This is a genomic window from Lentzea sp. NPDC036955, from assembly GCF_055608005.1.
The window spans coordinates 629,692-652,322 of the sequence record NZ_JBVJRC010000003.1; the positions used below are offsets into that span (position 1 = coordinate 629,692).

At 71.6% G+C, this 22,631-nt stretch carries 18 protein-coding genes and 1 tRNA gene; 9 read left to right on the plus strand and 10 right to left on the minus strand.

The window, feature by feature from the left end:
* Position 1: 1 nt before the first annotated feature.
* Positions 2 to 1,018, plus strand: coding sequence for an N-acetylglucosamine kinase (locus tag ACZ7CF_RS12255; RefSeq protein WP_470369580.1), 1,017 nt, complete (start codon positions 2 to 4; stop codon positions 1,016 to 1,018).
* A 185-nt stretch (positions 1,019 to 1,203) separates the two neighbouring features.
* Here the strand turns inward: ACZ7CF_RS12255 and ACZ7CF_RS12260 are convergent, their stop codons facing one another.
* On the minus strand, positions 1,204 to 1,602 hold the full coding sequence (locus tag ACZ7CF_RS12260; protein WP_470369581.1) for a hypothetical protein: 399 nt from the start codon (positions 1,600 to 1,602) through the stop codon (positions 1,204 to 1,206).
* A gap of 215 nt (positions 1,603 to 1,817) precedes the next feature.
* On the opposite strand from ACZ7CF_RS12260, the gene ACZ7CF_RS12265 reads away from it, so the two are divergent.
* Positions 1,818 to 2,582, plus strand: a complete 765-nt coding sequence (locus ACZ7CF_RS12265) for an SGNH/GDSL hydrolase family protein (protein ID WP_470369679.1) — start codon at positions 1,818 to 1,820, stop codon at positions 2,580 to 2,582.
* A gap of 139 nt (positions 2,583 to 2,721) precedes the next feature.
* Here the strand turns inward: ACZ7CF_RS12265 and ACZ7CF_RS12270 are convergent, their stop codons facing one another.
* Positions 2,722 to 5,487 (minus strand): AfsR/SARP family transcriptional regulator, encoded by a 2,766-nt coding sequence (locus ACZ7CF_RS12270; RefSeq protein WP_470369582.1) that lies wholly within the window; start codon positions 5,485 to 5,487, stop codon positions 2,722 to 2,724.
* A 103-nt stretch (positions 5,488 to 5,590) separates the two neighbouring features.
* Between ACZ7CF_RS12270 and ACZ7CF_RS12275 the strand changes: the two genes are divergently transcribed.
* The gene (locus ACZ7CF_RS12275; RefSeq protein ID WP_470369583.1) at positions 5,591 to 6,625 is read left to right on the plus strand and encodes an ADP-ribosylglycohydrolase family protein; all 1,035 of its coding nucleotides are present in this window, start codon (positions 5,591 to 5,593) and stop codon (positions 6,623 to 6,625) included.
* A 309-nt stretch (positions 6,626 to 6,934) separates the two neighbouring features.
* Here ACZ7CF_RS12275 and ACZ7CF_RS12280 read toward each other — a convergent pair whose 3' ends face one another.
* Genes ACZ7CF_RS12280 through ACZ7CF_RS12290 form a run of 3 tightly spaced genes read right to left on the minus strand, consistent with a single transcriptional unit; the run spans position 6,935 to position 9,548 of the window.
* Positions 6,935 to 7,678 (minus strand): FAD:protein FMN transferase, encoded by a 744-nt coding sequence (locus ACZ7CF_RS12280; RefSeq protein WP_470369584.1) that lies wholly within the window; start codon positions 7,676 to 7,678, stop codon positions 6,935 to 6,937.
* A gap of 2 nt (positions 7,679 to 7,680) precedes the next feature.
* Positions 7,681 to 8,178 (minus strand): FMN-binding protein, encoded by a 498-nt coding sequence (locus ACZ7CF_RS12285; protein WP_470369585.1) that lies wholly within the window; start codon positions 8,176 to 8,178, stop codon positions 7,681 to 7,683.
* 11 nt (positions 8,179 to 8,189) lie between these two features.
* Entirely contained in the window at positions 8,190 to 9,548 is a 1,359-nt protein-coding gene (locus tag ACZ7CF_RS12290; protein ID WP_458429606.1) for a ferredoxin reductase family protein, read from the minus strand.
* A gap of 143 nt (positions 9,549 to 9,691) precedes the next feature.
* Here ACZ7CF_RS12290 and ACZ7CF_RS12295 point away from each other — a divergent pair, with 143 nt between their 5' ends.
* Together ACZ7CF_RS12295 and ACZ7CF_RS12300 are read left to right on the plus strand one after the other, a co-directional pair.
* A complete protein-coding gene (locus ACZ7CF_RS12295; RefSeq protein ID WP_470369586.1) occupies positions 9,692 to 10,390 on the plus strand; it encodes a response regulator transcription factor in 699 nt (232 codons plus the stop codon).
* Positions 10,387 to 11,787 (plus strand): sensor histidine kinase, encoded by a 1,401-nt coding sequence (locus ACZ7CF_RS12300; protein WP_470369587.1) that lies wholly within the window; start codon positions 10,387 to 10,389, stop codon positions 11,785 to 11,787. Before ACZ7CF_RS12295 ends, ACZ7CF_RS12300 begins: the two co-directional genes overlap by 4 nt.
* A gap of 150 nt (positions 11,788 to 11,937) precedes the next feature.
* Here ACZ7CF_RS12300 and mgrA read toward each other — a convergent pair whose 3' ends face one another.
* Entirely contained in the window at positions 11,938 to 12,966 is a 1,029-nt protein-coding gene (gene mgrA / locus ACZ7CF_RS12305) for an L-glyceraldehyde 3-phosphate reductase (protein WP_470369588.1), read from the minus strand.
* A 303-nt stretch (positions 12,967 to 13,269) separates the two neighbouring features.
* A tRNA-Thr gene (locus ACZ7CF_RS12310) sits at positions 13,270 to 13,342 on the minus strand.
* Positions 13,343 to 13,641: 299 nt separating this feature from the next.
* Between ACZ7CF_RS12310 and ACZ7CF_RS12315 the strand changes: the two genes are divergently transcribed.
* The 3 genes from ACZ7CF_RS12315 (at position 13,642) to otsB (ending at position 19,029) form a co-directional block, all read left to right on the plus strand.
* Positions 13,642 to 14,949 carry a threonine/serine exporter family protein gene (locus ACZ7CF_RS12315; RefSeq protein WP_470369589.1) on the plus strand — a complete coding sequence of 436 codons (1,308 nt, stop codon included), beginning with the start codon at positions 13,642 to 13,644 and terminating at the stop codon, positions 14,947 to 14,949.
* Positions 14,950 to 15,018: 69 nt separating this feature from the next.
* Entirely contained in the window at positions 15,019 to 16,452 is a 1,434-nt protein-coding gene (locus ACZ7CF_RS12320) for an alpha,alpha-trehalose-phosphate synthase (UDP-forming) (RefSeq protein ID WP_470369680.1), read from the plus strand.
* A 45-nt stretch (positions 16,453 to 16,497) separates the two neighbouring features.
* A complete protein-coding gene (gene otsB / locus ACZ7CF_RS12325) occupies positions 16,498 to 19,029 on the plus strand; it encodes a trehalose-phosphatase (protein ID WP_360385313.1) in 2,532 nt (843 codons plus the stop codon).
* Positions 19,030 to 19,065: 36 nt separating this feature from the next.
* Here the strand turns inward: otsB and ACZ7CF_RS12330 are convergent, their stop codons facing one another.
* Both ACZ7CF_RS12330 and radA read right to left on the minus strand, forming a co-directional pair.
* Entirely contained in the window at positions 19,066 to 19,596 is a 531-nt protein-coding gene (locus tag ACZ7CF_RS12330; protein ID WP_360385311.1) for a hypothetical protein, read from the minus strand.
* Between the two features lie 198 nt (positions 19,597 to 19,794).
* A complete protein-coding gene (gene radA, locus ACZ7CF_RS12335; RefSeq protein ID WP_360385309.1) occupies positions 19,795 to 21,201 on the minus strand; it encodes a DNA repair protein RadA in 1,407 nt (468 codons plus the stop codon).
* A 160-nt stretch (positions 21,202 to 21,361) separates the two neighbouring features.
* Between radA and ACZ7CF_RS12340 the strand changes: the two genes are divergently transcribed.
* Complete coding sequence (locus ACZ7CF_RS12340; protein WP_470369590.1) at positions 21,362 to 21,793, plus strand: hypothetical protein; 432 nt, start codon at positions 21,362 to 21,364, stop codon at positions 21,791 to 21,793.
* A 66-nt stretch (positions 21,794 to 21,859) separates the two neighbouring features.
* Here the strand turns inward: ACZ7CF_RS12340 and ACZ7CF_RS12345 are convergent, their stop codons facing one another.
* Entirely contained in the window at positions 21,860 to 22,612 is a 753-nt protein-coding gene (locus ACZ7CF_RS12345; RefSeq protein WP_470369591.1) for a hypothetical protein, read from the minus strand.
* Between the last annotated feature and the right edge of the window lie 19 nt (positions 22,613 to 22,631).

Genomic DNA, 22,631 nt, shown 5'->3' on the forward strand with positions numbered 1-22,631 from the left:
GATGACGGACCGGGTGCTCGCGATCGACGGCGGCAACAGCAAGACCGCTGTGCTGCTGGTCGACGCGGACGGCAGGGTGCTCGCGCAGGTGCGCGGGCCGGGTGCGCCGCCGCAGACCGTCGGCATGAAACGCGGACTCGACGTGTTCGAAGGTCTGGCACGCGAGGCCGCGGCCCTGGCGGGCCTCGACCCCGACGAACCGATCGCCACGCACACAGCCGCCTACCTGGCGGGCGCGGACCTGCCGCGCGAGGAGGAGGACCTGACCCGCGCGATCACCGAGCGGGGCTGGTCGCAGTCCGTCGTCGTCGGCAACGACACGTTCGCGCTGCTGCGTTCCGGCACGGCCTCCGGTGTCGGTGTCGCGGTCGTGTGCGGTGCCGGCATCAACGCGGTGGGCGTCGCGGCCGACGGCCGCACGCACCGGTTCCCCGCGCTGGGCCAGATCTCCGGTGACTGGGGCGGTGGCGGTCACCTGGGTGAGCAGGCGCTGTGGCTGGCGGTGCGCGCAGAGGACGGTCGCGGTGCCGGCACGGAGCTGCTGCCCGCGCTGCTCGCGCACTACGGCGAGCGGTCGATCGCCGCCGTGGTCGAGAAGCTGCACTTCCAGGAGGTCGAGTTCGACCCGCACGTCCTCTGCCCGATCCTGTTCGAGGTGGCGGGCGGCGGTGACGCCGTGGCGCAGGCCGTGGTGGACCGCCTGGTCGAGGAGATCGTGCTGCTCTCGACGGTGTCGCTGCGCAAGCTCGACCTGCTCGGCGAACCCGTCGACGTCGTGCTCGGCGGCGGCGTGATGACCGGCACCGGTGAGGCGGTGCTCGGGCCGGTGCGGTCGCGGGTGCTGGAGGTGGCGCCGCTCGCGCAGGTGCGGGTCGTGGACCTGCCGCCGGTCGTCGGGGCGGCGTTGCTCGGACTGGACACCATCGGCGCCTCACCGGGTGCGGAGCTGCAGCTGCGGTCGGCGTACGACGACCACCTGCCCGCGGTGGACTCCGCGGTCGCGGTGGGCGGCCACTAGACCCCGTCTCAGGGGGCGGACCGGCGGCGGCGCCCCCTGAGACGGTCCCAAGACCCCTTCCCGAGGGGGAGCTGACAACGGCGGCGGCGCTTCTCCTCGGGAAGGCCCACAGCCCTCGCAGCGGCGTCACGCGCCGATGTCGCCGCGGGGGCCGTCGTCGTTCCCGGCTCCGGCCGCGGGAACGGTCAGCGCCGCGACGGAGCCGGTGTCCGCCGCCAGGGCGCGGCGGGCGGGGAGGTCAGCGGCGGCAGCGCCACCGACGGCAGCACGGTGGGCACGGCCCTGCGCGCGGTGGGGGCCACGGGACGCACCACGGGATTGGAGTGCGGTGGCGGCGTCACGGGCCGCGCGGGGGCACGCCGGGCGGTGGTGGGCTGTGCGGGAGCGGGCCGCGTGGTCGCGGCCGGTGAGGGCGTGAACTCCATCGGCGGCCGGGTGCCGCCCTCGGTCGGTGCGGCGGCCTCCGGGGCGGACGGGGGTGTGGCGGTCTCCTGGGCCGGGTTCAGCACCGCTGCGGCGAAGATCGCGGCTGTGATGAGTGCGACACCCAGGGAGACGGACGGAAGCGGCAAAACCGAACGCACCCGGCAGAAGCTAGCGACTCAAAGAGACGAATCCCCCTGAACCGCCTCAAGCTTCGCTCGATCGAGTGGTAAAAGGATCATCACCCACTGCGTCGAGTCCCGGGCTGCCGCAACCGACGGTGGCGTAACCGGTGGCCGGTTGTGCATGCTGACCAGTCGCCGCGAACGGGAGCCGCGGGTGAAAGGGGGTTGTTGTGCTGCGCTGGAACAGTCTGGTGTCCCTGGGGGACAGTTTCACCGAGGGGATGGACGATCCCGGTCCAGGGGACACCTATCTCGGGTGGGCGGACCGGTTGGCGGGGATGATCGCCCGTCGGGCACCGGAGTTCCGGTACGCCAACCTCGCGATCAGGGGCAAGATGCTGCAGGAGATCGTGGACGAGCAGGTGCCGCTCGCGATCTCGCTCAAGCCGGACCTGGTGACGTTCTGCGGGGGCGGCAACGACATCCTCGTGCCGAACAGCGACCCGGACGCGCTGGCCGAGGTGTACGAGGTGGCCGTCGCCGACCTGCGGGCCGCCGGGAGCGACGTCGTCATCTTCACCGGGTTCGACACGCGGTCGACCCCGCTGCTGCGCAGCATCCGGGGCAAGATCGCGATCTACAACACGCACCTGTGGTCGATCGCCGAGCGGTACCACTGCCGGATGGTGGACCTGTGGGCGATGCACGTGCTGCACGACCGTCGCGCGTGGAGCGCGGACCGGCTGCACCTGTCACCGGAGGGGCACCAGCGGGTGGCGCTCAAGGCGTACGAGGTGCTGGGGCTCGCGGACGACCACGCGTGGAACGTGCCGTGGCCGGTGCTGGAGCAGGCGGACTGGGTGACCCAGCGCAAGGCCGACCTGAAGTGGGCGCGGGAGCACGTCGTGCCGTGGATCAGGCGGCAGCTGCGCGGGGAGTCCATGGGGGACGGTCTGGCGCCGAAGCGGCCGGAGCTGCTGCCGCTGGTCCGCTGCTCCGAGGAGAACCTGCAGTGACGTCGAGGGCCGACCGGCACTCTCCCCCGAATGCCGGTCGGCCCTCTTCGGTGCAGGCGCCGCCCCCTCGGTGATTCCCCCACTCGGCGGCCTGCACGTCCAACATCCCATTTTTTGGGACCAGTCGACTAAACGCCCGCTAAACCTCGGACGACAACGCGTCCAGGGCGGCCCGCACCTCCACCACGCGGGCCGAGTTGACCTGCGCGAACAGCCGCAGCGCCGCGGTCAGCTCCGCTGAGGCCGCACCCCATTCCGAGCGCTGGAGCAGCACCCCGGACAGCACCTGCCTGGCGAAGCCCTCGGTGTAGGTCATCGCCGCGGCGGCGGCGAGGTCAACGGCCTGCCGGGCCAGTGCCTCCGCGTCGTCGAGGTGGCCCGCCTGCAGGTGCAGCTCCGCGAGGTTCGCGAGGCCGTCGACGAGTGCGGGCTGGTCGCCGGAGCGGCGGTAGACGTCCACGGCGTGCGCCTGGTGCCGCAGGGCGACGTCGACGCGGCCGCGGGCCTGTTCGACCTGGGCGACGTTGTTGAGGCCGTGGCCCTCGCCGACCAGGTCACCGGACTGCTGCGCGAGCTGCACGGACTCCCAGAAGTGCAGCAGTGCCTCGTCGTGCTGCTTGAGCCGGAACAGCACGTCCGCGAGCTGCGCGAGCGTCAGCACGAGGTACTGGCGTTCACCCAGCTCGGTGGCCAGGCGGTGGGCGCGGCGGGCGTCGGGCAGCAGCACCGGGCGGCCCAGCCGGGCGTTCGTGACGTAGGTGGTGTCGAGCATGAGGACCTGGCCGAGCCGGCTGCCGGTGACCTCGGCGGCGGCCGTGCCGAAACCGACCAGCGCGAGCCACTCGCCGGTCAACGCGCGCACGGTCGCGTAGGGGTGCAGCATCCGGACCAGCTGCCAGACCTGGTCGTGCAGGCCGGACTCGGCGGCGGCGTGCACGACCGCGACGATGTTCGGCCACTCCCGGTCGAACCACGCGACCGGGTCGTCGTAGCCGGGCAGCGACGTGGACCCGTTGTCCCCCAGCGCGAAGTCCAGGCCGTCGCGGGCCGGCCGGATGGCGCGGCGGACGTGGTCGCAGGCGACGAGGTAGTAGTTCACCAGGCGCCGCAACGAGTCCACGTCCGCGCGGCCGGAGCCGCGCACGTACAGGCGCACCAGCTCGTGCATCGTGAAGCCGTCCGGCCACGGTTCGACCAGCAGGTTGACCTCGACCAGCCGCTCCAGCCGGTCCCGCGCCGACTCGACCCGGATGCGGGTGAGCGCGGCGACGGCGTGCGAGGACATCCAGCGGCCGGGCGCGAGGCCGACGGAGGTGAACACCTGGCTCAGCTCGGAGGGCAGGTCGCGGGTCGACAGGTCGAGCGCCCGCGACACCCCCACGCCCGCTTCCGGCAGGTCCAGGCCGCGCATCCGGTGGCCGTCGTCGGCCAGCTCCCCCACCAGCTCCTCGACCGTCCACGCAGGACTGATCACCAGCTTGGCCGCGGCCACCCGCAGCGCCAGCGGCAGACCGCCGCACAGCTCGGCGAGCTTGCGCGCGGCGACCGGGTCCTCCGTCGACAGCGGCCGGCCGAGCACGTCGTCGAGCAGTGCGCGTGCGGCCTCCTCGGCCAACGGCCCGAGCTTGCGCACCCGCGCGCTGTTGGTGACGACGAGCCGTTCCATCCGGCTGCGGGAGGTCACCAGCACCACCGAGCCGGAGCCCGGCGGCAGCAGCGGCAGGACCTGGTCGAACCCGGTCGCGTCGTCGAGGACCACGAGCACGCGGCGGCGGTTGAGCAGGGAGCGGTAGAGCCCGATGCGGTCCTCCACGGCGACGGGAACGCCGTCGGCGGGCACGCCCAGCGCCACCAGGAACCGGGTCAGCACCTCGCCGGGTTCGGCGTCGCCGAGCGAGGCGAACAGCACGCCGTGCGGGAACATCTCGCTGTTCTCGTGCCCCCACGTGATCGCGAGGGCGCTCTTGCCGACGCCGGGCGGGCCGGTCAGCACGGCCACCGTCGTCGCGAGCAGGTTCCTGGTCGCGCAGACGTTGTCGAGCCACCTGCGGTCGTCGTCCCGGCCGAACAGGCGCGACGCGGACGCGGGCAGCAGCGCCGGTGCGACGATGCCCGCGCGGGGCGCCACCGGCCGGCTGTCGACCGCGCCGAGGAGGCTGAGCGCCGGGTCGTCGCGCAGCACCTGCTCCTGCAGCAGCCGCAGCTCTGGTCCGGGGTCGAGGCCGAGCTCGTCCACCGCGCGGCGCTGGAACCGCTGGTAGGCCTCCAGCGCGTCGGCCCGCTGCCCGGACCGGTAGAGGGCGCGCATGCTGTGCGCGACGAGCCGTTCGCGGAACGGGAACTCCGTGCACAGCCCGCGCAGCTCGCCGACGAGCTCCAGGTGGCGGCCCAGCTCCAGCTCGGCCTCGATGCGCTCCTCCAGCGCCGAGAGCCGCAGCTCCTCCAGGTCGGAGGTCAGCGGGTCGCCCGGCACGTCCGCCAGCACCGGCCCGCGCCACAACCCGAGGGCCTCGCGCAGCAAGCCCGCCCTGATGGCGGCGGGCTTGCCGCGCGACGACGCCACGAGCTGCCGGGCGCGGTGCAGGTCGAGGCGCCACGGGTCGACGGTCAGCTGGTACCCGGTCGGCGTGGTGCGGATCTTCGCGGAGCCCGACGGGTCGGCCTCCTCCAGCACCCTGCGCAGCCGTGACACGTAGCCGTGCACGATCGTGCGGGCCGTGGCCGGCGGCGCGTCCGTCCACAGCGCGTCCACGATCTGGTCGATCGAGACAGGTCGGTTCGCCTCGACCACCAGCATCGCGAGCAGACCGCGCATGCCGCGGCGGCCGAGCGTGACCACCCGGCCGTCCGCGAGCACCTGGAGTGGACCGAGCACGCCGAACTCGAGTCCGGTTTTGCTCCGCATGCCCCTCCCTCAAGTGCTCCTGACCTCGTTGCTTGTACAGGTGGGCCGCCGCTGGTCTCAGATACAAGTGCGGCCCGAGTCGGCGGGACGCTACTGTTCACCCGTGCCGCGAGATCCGAACTCCGTGGTTGACCGCGGCGCCGGGTGCCTGCTCGGCGGCGCTCTCGGTGATGCGCTCGGCGCACCGGTGCAGTACCTGGGCTGGGCGGACATCCAGCGCGAACACGGCACCGAGGGCGTACTGGCGCCGCCGAAGCCCGCCCTGGTCACCGACGACACCCAGCTGACGCTCTTCACCGCCGACGGGTACCTGCGCGCCTGGGTGCGCGGGAAGCACACCGGCGAGTGGCAGCCGTCGGACATGGTCTGGCACAGCTACCGGCGCTGGCTGGTCACCCAGCAGCAACCGGCCCCCGAGCACAACGCGGTGGGGCTGCTGGCGGACGAACGGCTCTACGAGAGCCGCTCGCCCGGTCTGACGTGCCTGCGCGCGCTGGCCGCCGAGACACCGTCCACTCCGGAGAACCCGCACAACGAGTCCTCCGGCTGCAACGGCGTCACCCGCACCGCGCCCGCCGGTTTCGCGCCGTCCGCGGCCATCGCCTACGACCTGGGCTGCCGGTTCGCGGCGCTCACCCACGGCGGCACCGGCGGCTGGGTCTCCGGTGGCGCGCTGGCGCTGCTGGTGCACCTGCTCGCGGTGAAGGGCCGCCCGTTGCGCGAGGCGATCGACCAGGTCATCGGCCGGGTGCTGCGCGACGACACGTACACGGCGACGGTGCTGACCCGCGCGGTCGTGCTGGCCGAGGAACACGACGGCGCCACCCCGGTGCGGGTCGACCGGCTCGGCAGCGGCTGGACCGGCCCCGAGGCGCTGGCCATCGCCGTCTACACCGTGCTGACGCACCCGAAGCCGGTGCAGTTCGTCGACGCGATGCGGGCCGCGGCCAACCACTCCGGCGGCAGTGACGCGACGGCGGCGCTGACCGGGAACGTCCTCGGCGCGCTGCACGGCACCGACGCGCTGCCGCGGGACTGGCTGGTCGGGCTGGAGCTGGTGGACGTGCTGGACACGATGGGCCGCGACCTCGGCCGGTCCGCGGTGAACGCCGAGTTCGACGAACACCGCTACGTCTGACCGGAAACGTTGTGCGAGTTCGTGCCGGTCGTCCGGTCACCCGCTCGTGCCGGAATCGGCGAAGCCCATTTCGGTGCGAGCGAGTCGGGCGGACGACCGGCTTCTCGACGAACTCGCCGCGCGAGCGAGCGAGCGCCGACGAACACAGAAAAGGTCTTGGGTGCGCGCTCCCGAATAGCGCGTACCCAAGACCGTTTCGCACGAGTGTTGGTCGACAGCTGGCCTGGTCTCACCCCGAGCGCGAGCCCCGCGTCAGCTCTTGATCAACGAAATGTGCCCCGGAGATCAAAGCCCCGTTGTGCCGGGATGTTAACAGATGTGTACCGGAAGTCCAGGACTCCGGTGCACCCGCCGATCTTCGTCGACGACGAGCACCTCGCAGTCCGGCTGCGCGGCAGCCCACTCGATCCCTTCTCTCCCAAGGGAGAACGCCGCGGTGGCGGTGGTGTCCGCGATCGCCAGGTCGGCCGCGACGACTGTGACCGAAAGCAACCCGCGCACCGGCTCGCCGGTGCGGCCGTCGAGGATGTGCTGCCCGCGCTCGTACAACGCCGACGTGGCAACGGCTCCGTCGCGCACGCCGAGCACAGCGCACAGCGCGTCGGCCTGGTCGGGGTGCCGAACGCCGACGCGCCAAGGCTTTCCGGGTTCCGGCTCGCCGGCGACCACGACGTCGCCGCCCGCGTTGATGCAGAACCGCCCGGCCCCGGCGGCCCGCAGCAGGTCGGCGGCGCGCTGCACGGCCCAGCCCTTCACGACCGCGCACGGGTCGAGGCCGCGGCCCGGCACCCGTGCTGTGAACGCGCCGCCGGTCGAGGTCTCGTACCAGTCGCACAGGTCGAGCACCTCGACGAGGTCGGGGGTGAGCTCCCGCGCGGTGAGCTCGCCCCGGTCGAGCCGCGAGACCTCGCTGTCCGGCTTGAACGGCGAGAACCGCGCGTCCGCGTCCCGCAGTGAGGCGAACACCAGCTCGGCCAGCTCGTCGTCACCGTCGCGCAGGTCCACCGAGATCGGCAGGCCCATGACCTGCTCGACGCGTCGCAGGGTTCGCACCCCTACCTCGCCGAGTCGAGCGCGGCCTGCAGCGACCGCTTGTAGCCCTCGGAGGTCGCGGTGGCACCGGAGACCGTGTCGATGTCGGCGCTCTGGGCCTTCAACGCCTCCTGGCGCAGGATCGGCAGCGCCGTCCTGGTCGGGTTGGAGTTGGGTGCCCGCACCGCCTTCACGTCGGTGATCCTCGTGCCCTGGAACGTGACCTGGACCTGCACGGTGCCCTCGTCGGTCTGCACCGCGGGCCCGGAGACGGTCCTGGCCTGGTCCTGCTGCTGCGGCTGGGTCGTCGGCGCGGCGGCGGCGGAGGTCCTGGGCGCCCCGGTCTGCGGCGCGGTCGACCGGGGTGCGGTCGTCGTCGGCGGGGCCTGGCCCTGCGCCGGGGTCTCCGGTGCGGCGGCGGCCTCGTTGATCTCACCCTCGTGCGCCGCGCCCGGTTGGTACAGCCACACCGGCACGAGTCCGGCGACGCTGAGCACCAGTGCGGGGATCGCCCTCTTCACGTCGAACCCTCTCAGTCGGCCAGCGCGAAGCGCTCGGCGTGGACCTGACCCGACGGCACTCCCAGCTCGTCGAGGCTGCGGACGACGGCGTCGGTCATGCCGTTCGGGCCGCAGATGAACACGTCGCGGTCGGCCACGTCGGGGACCAGCGCGGCGATGTTCTCCGGGCCGAGCAGCGGCCCGTTGGCGGTGGTGGTCCCGGAGGAACCGGTGACCAGCCGCAGCACCGCCCCCTTGGAGCGGGCGAGGCCTTCGAGCTCGCGCAGCAGCACGGCCTCGCGCGGGTCGCTCACCCGGTACAGCACCACGACGTGGCCCCTGATCTCCTCCAGCAGCGCGCGGATCGGCGTGACGCCGACGCCACCGGCGACGAGCAGCGCGTTCGGCCTGGTCTGGTGCATGGTCGTGAAGGCGCCGTACGGGCCCTCGGCGAACACGCGGGTGCCGACCCGGACGTTGCGGAGGTCGGCGCTGCCGGTGCCCAGCGCCTTCGCGGTGAGGCGCAGGTACTTGCCGTTCGGTGCCGCGGACAGCGAGAACGGGTTGGCCTGCCACCAGCGGTCCTTGGTCAGGAAGCGCCACAGGAAGAACTGGCCCGCCTTCGCACCGAGCCGGTCGAGGTCCCTGCCCTCGACGTAGACGGAGACGACGTTGTGCGCCTCGGGCACCACGGCGGCGACGCGGAACCGGTGGCGCCGGTTGCGCCAGAGCGGGAGCACGAGCCGGCCGGCGACCACGGCGCCGATCGCGAACGTCCACAGCGCCCACCAGTAGGCGGTGGCGAGCTCGGACTTGCGGAACGTGCTGCCGACCGCGACCTGGTGCGTGAACGCGAGGAAGATCGCGACGTAGGTGTAGAGGTGGATGAAGTGCCAGGTCTCGTAGGCCATCCGGCGCCGGGCGAACCGGGCGGACACCACGCCGACGACCATGATGACCACCCACGCGACCAGCGCGCGGAGGATGCCTTCGAGCTCGGTGGCCTGCCGGACGACCTCCGCGACCGGGCCGTCCGGGCCCGCGTTGCCGAAGGCGATGAACGTCAGGTGCCCGACGAGCATCCAGAAGATCGTGAAGCCCACCCAGCGGTGCCACGAGGTGAGCTTGTCCATGCCGAGCCGCCGGTCGAGCCACGGCAGCCGTGCGATCAGCAGCAGCTGGAACGCCATCGCGAGCGCGCCGTACAGCCCGGTCAGCCGGCCGAGGTTGACCAGCTTGTTCGAGCCGACACCGGCCGCGTTGAACAGGTAGGTGACGAACGCCGCGTTGGCCAGGAGGAAGACGTAGAGGCCGGCTTTGGCCAGCGCCTTGTGCGGCGTCGCACGCCCGGCAGCGGCCGGCCGCGCGGGAGGCTGCAGGGTGGTCGTCACGGTGGGCTCCTCGGTCGGGCGGTCTCGTCGATCTCGGTGGTCTTCCTCGATCCTCAGCGTCCGAGCTGTGGCCCCGCTTTGCCCGGGCTGTCGACTTCCTGTCGATCGAGCGGGCGGGGCACCAGGTGACGCACCATGAGCACGTGGACAAGGGCAACTCGGTTCGACTGCTCGTCGTGGACGACGAGCCGCACATCGCTGACCTGGTCGCGACGGTCGCGCGCTACGAGGGCTGGACGGCCTCGACGGCGCACAACGGCGAGGACGCGCTCAGAGCGGCAGCCGAGTTCCAGCCGGACATCGTCGTGCTCGACCTGATGCTCCCCGACCTCGACGGCTTCACGGTCCTGGACCGGATGCGGTCGGCCGGTGCGATGGTGCCGGTGGTGTTCCTGACCGCGCGCGACGGCACCGCGGACCGGGTCGCGGGCCTCACCCGCGGTGGTGACGACTACCTCGTGAAGCCGTTCTCGGTCGAGGAGCTGATGGCCCGGCTGCGGGCGGTGCTGCGGCGCTCCACCGGGCCGTCGTGGAAGCGGTCGGTGCTGAAGGTCGCCGACCTGGTGCTGGACGAGGACACCCGCGAGGTCCGCCGCGGCGGCAAGCTCGTCACGCTGACGCCGACCGAGTACGAGCTGCTGCGGTACCTGATGCGGCGCTCCCCCGCCGTGCTGACCAAGGCGCAGATCCTCGACCACGTGTGGGAGTACGACTTCGGCGGCCGGTCCAACGTGGTCGAGCTGGTCATCTCGCACCTGCGCCGCAAGCTCGACGACGGCCGCGAACCGTTGATCCACACCGTGCGCGGCGTGGGGTACGTGCTGCGCCGAGCAGCGGAATGAAGCCGCTGAGCCGGTGGCGGCTGGGCACCCGCCTCGCACTCGCACTCGGCGCGCTGGCGCTCACGGTGTTCGTGATCGTCGGCTGGGTCATGGTCGCCTCGATGCAGACGTTCCTCGACCGGCGGCTCGACGACCAGATGGCGATCAGCCAGCAGGGCGCTGCCAACGAGGTCAAGGCGCACTGGCGGGTCGGCAAGATCCCGCCGGACTGGTACGCGGTCGTCTACGTGAAGCAGGACGGCGAGCTGCGGCCCCAGCCCGGTGACCAGCAGCCCGCCGACCGCGCGGAGTTCGACGCGCTCGCGAGGAAGGCCCTGAACGGGGACACGTTCGAGACCGAGTACCTGCGCGGTGACGGCAAGTTCCGGCTGCGCGCGTGCCAGATCGTCAAGGACGAGATCGTGCTGGTCAGCGGCGCCCCGATGGATGACAGGGACGGCACGCTGTCGCAGCTCATCACGGTCGGCGTGATCGCGTTCCTGGCCGCGCTGGTCGCGTTGGTCGTGGGCGGTCAGGCGTTGATCCGCAAGGGCATGCGGCCGTTGTCGGACATGGCCGACACCGCGCACGACATCTCCTCGCACGACCTGACCGACTCGAACCGCCTGGCGGTGCGGGTGAACGGCGCCGGCGGCGGGGTCGAGGTCGAGGAGCTGCGCGAGGCGTTCAACACCATGCTGGCGCACATCGACTCGTCGCTGGCCGCGCGCACGGCCGCCGAGCAGCGGCTGCGCCGGTTCATCGCCGACGCCTCGCACGAGCTGCGCACGCCGCTGACGTCGTTGCGCGGCTACGCGGACCTCTTCCGGTACGCGGCGGCCAACGAGCCGGGCGAACGCGAGCAGCACCTGGAGAAGCTGCGGTCGGAGGCGGCGCGGATGAGCGTGCTGCTCGACGACCTGCTGCTGCTGGCCCGCCTGGACTCCGCGGCGACCGAACCGCCGTTGCGCGTCGAGGAGCTGGACTTGGCGGTCGTGGCGGACGCGGCCGCCGACGCGTTCCGGGCGGCCCGTCCGACGCACGGGCTGGAGGTCGACGCGGACACGGTGACCATGGCCGCCGACCCGACCCGGTTGCGGCAGGTGCTCGACAACCTGCTGACCAACGCGGCCGTGCACACCCCGCCCGGCACGCTGGTGTCGTTGCGGGTGACGGCAGAGGACGGCTCGGCGGTGATCAGGGTCTCCGACACCGGTCCCGGAATTCCGGAGGCGGACCAGGCGCGGATCTTCGACCGGTTCTACCGCGTCGACGACTCCCGCACCCGCCAGCGCGGCGGCTCCGGCCTCGGCCTCGCCGTGGTCCAGTCGCTCGTGCACGCCCACGGCGGCACCATCACCCTCGCCAGCCGCCCCGGCTCAACCATCTTCACAATCCGCCTCCCCCGCCACCGCTGACGGCACGCGGGGCCCTTTCGCACTCTCAGAGAGTACGAAAGCTCCCCGCGTGCGGTTCGGTCACTCGGCCTGGGAGCTCGGGGCCCAGAGGGGCACGCGGGACTCCTGCGTGCCCCAGAGGGGAACGCGGGACTCCCGCGTGCCGGGGGATCATTCGGCTTGTGACGAAGAGGCCCAGAGGTCGATGCCCGATTCGACGGCGTACCTGTCGATCTCGGCGAGCTCGTCGTCGGTCAGCGGCGGGGCCTGCAGGGCGGCGAGATTCTGCTCCAGCTGCTCGACCGACGAAGCGCCGATCAACGCCGAGGTGACCCGCGGGTCGCGGATCGTCCACGTCAGCGCGAGCTGCGCCAGCGACTGGCCGCGCGACTTCGCGATCTCGTTGAGCGACCGGATGCGGCCGAGGTTCTCCTCGGAGAGCAGGTCCGTGGACAGCGACTTGCCCTGCGTGGCGCGCGAGCCCTCGGGGATGCCGTCGAGGTAGCGGTCGGTCAGCATGCCCTGGGCGAGCGGCGAGAACGCGATGCAGCCGGCGCCGACCTCCTCCAGGGTGTCCAGCAGCTCCGGCTCGATCCAGCGGTTGAGCATCGAGTAGCTCGGCTGGTGGATCAGCAGCGGCACACCCGCGCTGCGCAGCAGCTCGGCCGCCTCGCGGGTCTTGGCCGGCGAGTACGACGAGATGCCGACGTAGAGCGCCTTGCCCTGCTGCACCGCGGACACGAGCGCGCCCATGGTCTCTTCCAGCGGCGTCTCCGGGTCGAACCGGTGCGAGTAGAAGATGTCAACGTAGTCGAGGCCCATGCGGGTCAGCGACTGGTCGAGCGAGCTCAGCAGGTACTTGCGGCTGCCCCACTCGCCGTACGGGCCGGGCCACATGTCGTAGCCGGCCTTCGTGGAGATGACGAGCTCGTCGCGGTACGGCCGGAGGTCGTCCTTCAGGATCTGCCCGAACGTGATCTCCGCGGAACCGTAGGGAGGTCCGTAGTTGTTGGCGAGGTCGAAGTGCGTGACACCGAGGTCGAACGCCCTGCGCGCGATGCCCCGGCCGGACTCGTACGGCCGGTCGCCGCCGAAGTTGTGCCACAGGCCGAGGGAGATGGCGGGCAGCTTGAGGCCGCTGCGTCCCGTGCGCCGGTAGGTCATCTGGTCGTAGCGCGCGCTATCCGCGAGGTAGGACATGATGCTCACAATGTCACGTCCCAGCAGGACGGAGCAGGACATGAATGGGCGGTCACGGCCTGTTCACCGGTGAACAGGATCAGTCTTGCGGCCGATCTCGCCATTCCCGTCCCGCGCCCCGAAGGCACACCGGGCGCCGAACTGGCGAACGGACCAGGCCGTCGGCGGCATGCGGAACCGCAATCGGCGGTTCGCCACGCTGTGTGCCGGAGCCATTACCGAACCCGGTCGCAATAGCCGGTGAAGTGCCTCCCGTGAATGCGACAGGGGCCCGCCCACCTGGGCGAACCCCCGTTGTCGAAGAGCCGGCGAGGGGAATCGAACCCCTAACCTTTCGCTTACAAGGCGAGTGCTCTGCCGATTGAGCTACGCCGGCCTGGCTCGTGTTCGCGAACATCGTAAGCGCCCGTTGCGGGAGCTACCTGCGGCGAACGGTCTGCTCTCAGTGTGATCGGATTGCTCCGACCGGAGGCGGACCAACCAACTGAGTGGCGCAAAGCGCCGAACCGCTCGCCTTGACCAGGTCAGGAGGGTAACCAACGGACAGTGATCATGTCCTCCTTTTCGGGTCGCCCGATCGGAGGTGGCCGACGCCACAGCAACGGCACGAGAACTTCCCACGATCACACGACGGAGGTGCGCGCGATTTACCCGAACAACCTGCACGGTCCCTCATTGCCCGACGACACCACGGTTCACCTGGTACTCGATCTCGCTCTCAAGATCGGCGAGGTCCAGATGGCCAGCGGAGCCGGCGCGGCGGACGTGACAGCCACGATCCTCTCGGTCACGGAGAGCTATGGGCTCCCGCACACCGAGGTCGACGTGATCTACACCTCCATCAGCGTGTCGTGCCACCGGGGAACGGCCGCACCACCGATCACCGCCGTCCGCGTCGTGCGGCAGCGCAGCCTCGACTACACCCGGCTCGCCGCCGTCGAGCACCTGGTGCGCAACCTCGGGCCGATCGAGGAGGCGCACTCGGAGCTCGAGCAGATCACCAACGCCCCGCACCCGTACCCGCGCTGGGTCGCCACGGCCGCGTGGGCCGGCATGGCGGCCTCGGTCGCGTTCCTGGTCGGCGGCGGGCTGTCGCTCGTGATCACCGCGGCCGTCGTCACGGCCGTGATCGACCGGGTCGGCCGGGTGCTGAACCGGCGCGCGCTGCCGTTCTTCTTCCAGCAGCTGGTCGGCGGCGCGCTCGCCACGGGGGCCGCGCTGACCGTGTACTGGACCGGGTTGCTGCCCGCGGTGCGGCCGAGCCTGCTGGTCGCGGTCGGGATCGTGGTGCTGCTGTCCGGGCTGGCGCTGGTCAGCACCGTGCAGGACGCGATCTCCGGCTACAACGTCACGGCCGCCGGGCGCACCGTCGAGACCGTGCTGCTCAGCGCCGGTCTGATCGCGGGTGTCGCGCTGGCCATCCGCACGGCCGTCCACTTCGGGCTGCCCATCCGGCTCAGCGACCCGCTGCCCGCGTTGATCTCGGCGGTGCCGATGCAGTTCGCGGCAGGCGCGGCGACCAGTGCGTTCTTCGCGCTCGCCTGCTACGCCCGGCCGCGTGCGCTGGTGGCCGCCGCGGTGTCCGGTGCGATCGGCACGGCCTCCTACGGCCTCGCCACGAGCTTCGGGGTGGACGCGCTGCTCGCGTCGGCGGTGGCGGCCGCGATCACCGGGTTCGGCGGCGCGACGATGACCCGCAGGCTGCGCATCCCGACGCTGGTCGTGGTGCAGGCGGGCGTGGTGCCGCTGCTGCCGGGCTGGACCACCTACCGCGGCCTGTTCCAGCTGACCGCGGAGGGCGACCCGGCCGGGCTGAGCACGCTCGTCTTCGCGAGTGGCATTGCTCTCGCCCTGGCCGGTGGGGTGGTGTTCGGCGAGTACCTGGCGCAGCCGGTGCGCACCGGACTGGGCCGTTTGGAGCGCAAGTTCGCTGGTCCGCGCATGTCCGGTCCGCTCAAACCCACGAAGCGTCGGTTGGAGTGAAACCCGCTGTGACGGGGGTTACACGACACGCCGAGGGAGCGCGACCGCACTAGCCTCAGAAATGTGAGCATGGACATTGGCGAGAACGGGGCGGAATTCGTAGTCGTGGCCAACCGGCTGCCGGTTGACCTGGAGCGCTTGCCCGACGGAACCGAACGGTGGAAGCACAGCCCCGGCGGGCTGGTCAGCGCGCTCGAACCGTTCCTCCGCTCACACAGCGGCGCCTGGGTCGGCTGGCCGGGGGTCGCCGACGCCGACGTGTCGCCCTTCGAGGACGACGGCCTGCTGCTGCACCCGGTGTCGCTGTCGGCCAAGGAGGTCGAGGACTACTACGAGGGGTTCTCGAACGGCACCCTCTGGCCGCTCTACCACGACGTCGTGGCGCAGCCGGCGTTCCACCGGCACTGGTGGAACGCCTACGTGAAGGTCAACCAGCGGTTCGCCGACGCGACCGCGAAGGTGGCCGCCCAGGGCGCGACGGTGTGGGTGCAGGACTACCAGCTGCAGCTGGTCCCGGCGATGCTGCGCGAGCAGCGGCCCGACCTGAAGATCGGCTTCTTCCTGCACATCCCGTTCCCGCCGGTCGAGCTGTTCATGCAGCTCCCGTGGCGCACGGAGATCATCCGCGGGCTGCTCGGCGCCGACCTGGTCGGTTTCCACCGGCCCGGCGGCGCGCAGAACTTCCTGTGGCTGGCCCGGCGCCTGGTGGGCCTGGAGCCGAGCCGCGGCACCGTCGGCGTGCGGACCCGGCCGGGTGTGGTCCAGGTCGGTGACCGCACGGTGCGCGTGGGCGCGTTCCCGATCTCCATCGACAGCGCCGGCCTCGACGCGGTCGCGCGCAAGAAGGAGACCCAGGCCCGCGCGAAGCAGATCCGCGAGGACCTCGGCAACCCGAAGCGCATCCTGCTGGGCGTGGACCGGCTCGACTACACCAAGGGCATCGACGTCCGGATCAGGGCCCTCTACGAGCTCATCGCGGACGGTCGGATCGACCCGGAGGACGTCGCGATGGTCCAGCTGGCCACGCCCAGCCGGGAGCGGGTCGACCACTACGTGACGATGCGCAAGGACATCGAGCAGTCGGTCGGCCGGATCAACGGCGAGTTCGGGCGGGTCGGCAAGCCCGTCGTGCACTACCTGCACCAGTCGGTGAACCGCGAGGAGCTCGTCGCGTTCATGAGCGCGGCGGACGTCATGGTCGTCACGCCCGTTCGGGACGGTATGAACCTCGTCTGCAAGGAGTACGTGGCCTGCCGATATGATCTTGGTGGAGCTCTGGTGCTCAGCGAGTTCGCCGGTGCAGCCGCTGAACTGACCAGTGCGTTCCTGGTGAACCCCCATGATCTGGACGGTGTCAAGAACGCATTGCAGGCCGCCCTCGACATCGATCCCGCCGAAGGCCGCCGTAGGATGCGCGCGCTGCGCCGCCAAGTCCTCACCCACGACGTTGACCGCTGGGCAAGGTCGTTCCTGGAGGCGCTGGGCACGCAGACCTCGGTCTGAATCCTTTCAGATCCCCTTGACCCATCGAGTGCTCCAGGAGGGGCGTTGACCGCCGAGGCCCTCCCCGCCGACCTGCGCCGCGCCATCGTGCAGCTGGCCCGTACCCCGCGACTGCTGGTCGCAAGCGACTACGACGGAACACTCGCGCCGATCGTGAGCGACCCGGAGGCGGCCCGTCCGCTGCCGGAGTCGGTGAACGCGCTGCGTTCACTCGCGTCGCTGCACGAGACGACGTCGGCCGTGATCTCCGGTCGCGCACTGCGCGACCTGGCCACCCTGTCCCGCCTGCCCGGCGAGGTCCACCTCGTCGGGTCCCACGGCTCCGAGTTCGACGTCGGCTTCGTGCACGCGCTCGACGCCGACGCCAAGGCGTTGCTGCGGCGCATCGAGGCCGAGCTCGACGAGATCGTCGACGGCCACGAGGGCGTGCAGCTGGAGGTCAAACCGGCCTCCGTCGCCGTGCACGTCCGCCGTGCCGCGTCCGAGGAGATCGGCGAGGCCGTCCTCGACGCCGTGCGCTCCGGCCCGTGCACGTGGGACGGCGTGCAGGTGACCGAGGGCAAGGCCGTCATCGAGCTGGCCGTCGTCGAGACCAACAAGGGCCACGCCCTCGACATCCTGCGCCACCAGGTCGGTGCGACCGCCGCGATCTTCCTCGGTGACGACGTCACCGACGAGAAGGCGTTCGCCCGCCTGACCGGCCCTGACGTGGGCATCCGCGTCGGCGCCGGCGAGTCGCTCGCCCAGTACCTGGTCGACGACCCGTCCGACGTGGCCACGGTGCTGGCGTTCCTGCTGGAGGAACGGCGCGCGTGGCTGCACGGCGACCAGGCCGTGCCGATCGAGCGCCTGACCATGCTCGCCAACGAGCGTTCCGTGGCCCTCGTGACCCCGGACGCCAAGATCAACTGGCTGTGCCACCCGGAGCCCGACTCGGCCGCGATCTTCGCGGACCTGCTCGGCGGACCGGCCGCGGGCCACTTCTCGATCAAGCCGGAGCACGGGTCGCTGCCGCTGGGCCAGCGCTACCTGCCGGGCACGATGATCGTGGAGACCCGCTGGTCGCGCCTGCTGGTCACGGACTACCTGGAGCACGACCTCGCCTCGCACCGCACCGACCTGGTGCGGCGCATCTCCGGCTCGACGAACGCGGTGATCACGTTCGCCCCGCGCCCGGAGTTCGGCCAGGTGCCGGTCAGGTTCATCCGCGAACGCGACGGCCTGCGCGTGGTCGGCACCTCCGACCCGATGGTGCTGCGCTCCCCCGGCGTCGACTGGGAGATCACCTCGGACGGCGTGCAGGAGACCGCACGCGCCGTGGTCCGCCCCCGCGAGGGCGCCCCGGTGCTGCTGGAGCTGCGCTGCGGCACCGACGACATCTCCGAGCACGCGCTGGGCGAGTCGGTCCGCCGCGACCGCGCGGCCGGTTACTGGTCGGACTGGGCGGCGGGCCTGAACCTGCCGAAGGTGCAGACGGACCTCGTGCTGCGCTCGGCGCTGACGCTGCGCGGCCTGGTGCACAAGGACTCCGGCTCGATCATGGCAGCGGCGACCACGTCGCTGCCGGAGGAGCTCGGCGGCGTCCGCAACTGGGACTACCGCTACTGCTGGCTGCGCGACGGCGCGATGACCGCCGCCGCGCTGGTGTCGGTCGGCTCGTTCGCGGAGGCCGACGGCTTCCTGGGCTGGCTGCACGGCGTCCTGGAGACCATCCCGGGCCCGGAGCGCCTGCACCCGCTCTACACGCTGCACGGCACGCAACTCGGCGCCGAGGCCGTGATCGACACACTGCCCGGCTATGCGGGCTCCCGCCCGGTGCGCGTCGGCAACCTCGCGAACCAGCAGGTGCAGCTCGACGTGTTCGGCCCGGTCGTCGACCTGGTGGTGCAGCTGGCCTCGGCCCGCGGGTCGTTGTCGGACGCCGACTGGACGATGGTCCAGGCGATGGCCGAAGCGGTGTCGCGGCGCTGGCACGAGCCCGACCACGGCATCTGGGAGGAACGGCACGCGCCGCGCCACCACGTGTACTCGAAGGTCATGTGCTGGCTGACCATCGACCGCGCGATCAAGCTCGGCGAGCAGTTCGGCCGCGAGCTGGACCCGTCCTGGGTGCCGCTGCGCGACACGATCGCCACCGACGTGCTGAAGAACGGCTGGAACGACGAGGTCCAGTCGTTCACCACGGCCTACGACGGCGACGACCTCGACGCGGCCTCGCTGTTCGTCGGCCTGTCCGGCCTGATCGACCCGGCCGACGAGCGGTTCCAGTCGACGGTGACCGCCATCGAGGCAGAGCTGCGCTCCGGCTCGACGGTGTACCGCTACCACCGCGACGACGGCCTGCCGGGCGACGAGGGCGGCTTCCACCTCTGCGCCGCCTGGATGATCGAGGCGTACCTGCTCACCGGCAGGCGCACCGAAGCCGAGGAGCTGTTCGGCCAGATCGTCGCCGCGGCCGGCCCGACCGGTCTGCTGCCGGAGGAGTACGACCCGATCGCGGAACGCTCGCTGGGCAACCACCCGCAGGCGTACTCGCACCTCGGCCTGATCAGGTGCGCGCAGCTGCTGTCGCAGTAGGGGATCTTCTTCGCAAGTGCCGCCGCGGTCGTGCTCCTACGGCCGCGGCGGCACTTTTTCGATGACCGTCGCCGTCCCCGGTGACCGGCCCAGCAGCGAGATCCGGTCCCCCTTCGCCAGGTGCGCCCAGGCCGTGGGGACGAACGGGCGCAGGCGGGCCGTGGCGCGTTCCCCGGCGTACAACGTCGGCTTGGACTCGATCCACAGCGCGGCGACCCGTTCGTCGCCGGTCAGGTCCCAGGTCGGGCGCTGGTTGCGCGCTTCCAGGGGCTCCGCGTCGTGCGCGAGCGTCAGCTGCACCCGCAACAGGCCTTGGATCGACTCCACGCACCGCCACTGGAACCAGGCCTCGTCCTGGTCCAGCTCCGTCGCCGCCTCCGCGAGGAGGGCCCAGAAGCGCGGCGTCTGCCAGGTGTTGCCGGGGTGGTCGCCCAGGAGGTCGAGGACCAGGTCCCACTCCTCGTGGTCGAGGTAGTCGAGCAGGTCCTCGGACCGCACGTCGGCGGGCACCTGCGCGGCGGCCAGGCGCAGCAGCTCGCCGACCTCGTGGTCGTGTCTCCCCAGCACGTGGGGTATTCGATCACCTCGGGTGGGTGGGGGTGATGGCGTCCCCCGGTTGCGGTGACGGATGCCGGTTCGGCGTAGGCCGGTGGTTGCGGTGGGTGGTCGTGTTGCAGTGGACAACCCCGCCTCCTGCGCGGCCCCGCCCGAGGAACCCTGAACGCCGCGCCCGCGCAACGCTCAGCGGTGCGGTTGGCTGCGGGGCTAGTCGTCGTCCTCCGGCTTGTCCTTGCCGCCACCGCCACCGCCGCTGCGACGGCGGTTCAGGCCCAGCACCTCCAGCGCCGACACCAGGTCGTTGGCCACCAGCGCGCGCACGCCGTCGGGCAGGGGGCCGTGGTCCGGGGGGACGAGGGCCTTCTTGAAGCCGAGGCGCGCGGCCTCCTGGAGGCGTTTGCCGACGCCGTTCACGCGGCGGATCTCGCCGGCCAGGCCTACCTCGCCGAGGACCACCAGGTCCGCGGGGAGGGCGATCTCGCGTTCCGCGGAGGCCACGGCCAGGACGACGGCCAGGTCTGCCGCGGGTTCCACGAGGCGCATGCCGCCGACGGTCGCCGTGAACACGTCCTTCTGGAACAGGTTGACCTTGCCGCGCTTCTCCAGGACCGCGAGGGCCATGGAGATGCGGGCCGAGTCGAGGCCGCTCACCGCGCGGCGCGGTGCGGGGAGGTTCGTCTTGGCGACCAGGGCCTGCACCTCGCCGAGCATGGGGCGCTTGCCCTCGACGATGACGGTGACGCAGGTGCCCTCCACGGCCTTCTCGCGGCGGGTCAGGAAGAGGCCGGAGGGGTCGGGGACGCCGACGATGCCGTCGTCGCGCAGCTCGAAGCAGCCGACCTCGTCGGCGGCGCCGTAGCGGTTCTTGATGCCGCGCAGCAGGCGCAGGGACGAGTGACGGTCGCCTTCGAACTGCAGGACCACGTCCACGAGGTGTTCGAGGACGCGGGGGCCGGCCACCGAGCCGTCCTTCGTCACGTGGCCCACCAGGACCACGGGCAGGCCGCGTTCCTTGGCCATGGCGATCAGGCCGGACGCGACGGTGCGGACCTGGGTCACGCCGCCGGGCACGCCCTCCACGCTCACCGTCGACATGGTCTGGATGGAGTCGACGATCAGCATCGCCGGTTTCACCGCGTCGACCTGCCCCAGGAGCGCGCTCAGCTCCGACTCGGCGGCCAGGTACATCTCGGGGTGGAGGTTGCCGGTGCGTTCGGCACGCAGGCGGACCTGGCCCGCGGACTCCTCACCGGTCACGTAGAGGCAGCGGCCGTGGGACTCGGCCCAGCGGTGCGCGGTCTCCAGCAGCAGGGTCGACTTGCCGACGCCCGGTTCACCCGCCAGCAGCACGACCGCGCCGGGCACCAGGCCGCCGCCCAGGACCCGGTCGAACTCGCTCACGCCCGTCGACAGGGCGCGGGCGGACTCGATGTCCACCTCGCCGATCGGGCGGGCCGTCGACGTGGGGGCGCCGGCCACCACGCGGGTCACCGACGCGGTGCCGCGTTCCTCGATGCTGCCCCACGCCTGGCACTCGGGGCAGCGGCCGAACCACTTCGCCACCTCGTGCCCGCACTCGGCACAACGGAAGATCGGCCGCGCTGTCTTCGCCACGGGTCGAACGGTAGAGCACGGCACCGACAGAAACCGGAAGACCCAGCTCAGAGGGGGTCGCAGAAGAAACTTCCAAGATTCTTCTGCAGGCTTGTCGATCCGGAGTGGTGGCCGTTCGACGCATCAGTGGAAGGACCCGACAGCCACCGAGGAGACCGCAATGACCACCACCACCGCGACCCGCCCCGCCACCAAGGTGAACGCCGGCCGCTACGCCACCGCCGTCACCCGCGTGCTGATCGGCCTGCTCTACACCACGACCGGCTTGAACGGGTTCCTGAACTTCATGCCCGCACCCGATCCCAGCACGCTCGCGGAGGCGGGGGTGAAGTTCAGCGGGGCGCTCTACGAGACGGGCTACATGCTGCAGCTGACCTCGGCCACGCAGCTCGTGGCGGGCCTGCTGCTCGTCGTCGGCCGGTTCGTGCCGCTGGCGCTCGCGCTGCTCGCTCCGGTCGTGGTGAACATCTTCCTGTTCCACGTGTTCCTGGAGCCCGGCGGCCTCGTGACGGCGCTCGTCGTCGTCGCCGCGGAGATCGGGCTGGCGTGGGCCTACCGCGACCGGTTCCGCCCGATGCTCCAGGCGCGCTGAGAGCCCCCGGAACGCGAACGCCGCCCCGGGCAGGCCCGGAGCGGCGTTTCGGCGTTCAGCAGCGACTCAATGGCCGCCGTCGTGGCCTTCGCTGACGCGCTTGTGGCCCGAAGGCGCCACCGGCACCTCCAGCGTCACGGAACCGGCCTTCTCGAACAGGAACGTCAGCTTCACCGTCTGCGCGGCGGTCACGTCCCTGTTCAGCTTCTTGAGCGTGCAGCGGATCTGCAGCACCTCGAGCGACTGGTCGTGCGCGGCCGACGACGAGGTCGGCGACACGGACGACGAGCCCGACGGGCTGCCGGAGGACGACGCGACCGACGAGGACGCGACCGAACCGGAGGTCGGGGCACCCGAGGACGGCGAGCCGGTGGTCGACGGCGCACCCGAGGACGGCGCACCCGACGACGGGGTCAGCGACACCGACGAGGACGACTGCGACGACGAGGACGGCGACGAGGTCTTGGACGGCGCGTGGGACGCGTCGTACTCGGCGCGCAGCGCGTACTGGGCCGGGACGTCCTTGCTGCCGACGATCTCCAGCTCGGACCCGGAGGCCTCTGACTTGATCGACAGCAGCTTGTCCGGGTCGTTGCCGGTGTTCGCGATGACGAACGTCAGCGGCACGTCCTCGCCCTCGCGGTACCGGTTGCCGTCCGGCGGGAAGGCCAGCATGGCGTTGCGGACCGCCATCGGGCCCGCGTTGCCGCTCGCACCGTCGACGGCGGCGACCTGGGTGTCGGTCTGGGTGATCTGACCGGCGCTGCAGCCGACCGCCACCAGGCCGAGGCCCGCGGCCAGCGCTGCCGTCACGATCATCCGGCGAGACACTCCTGAG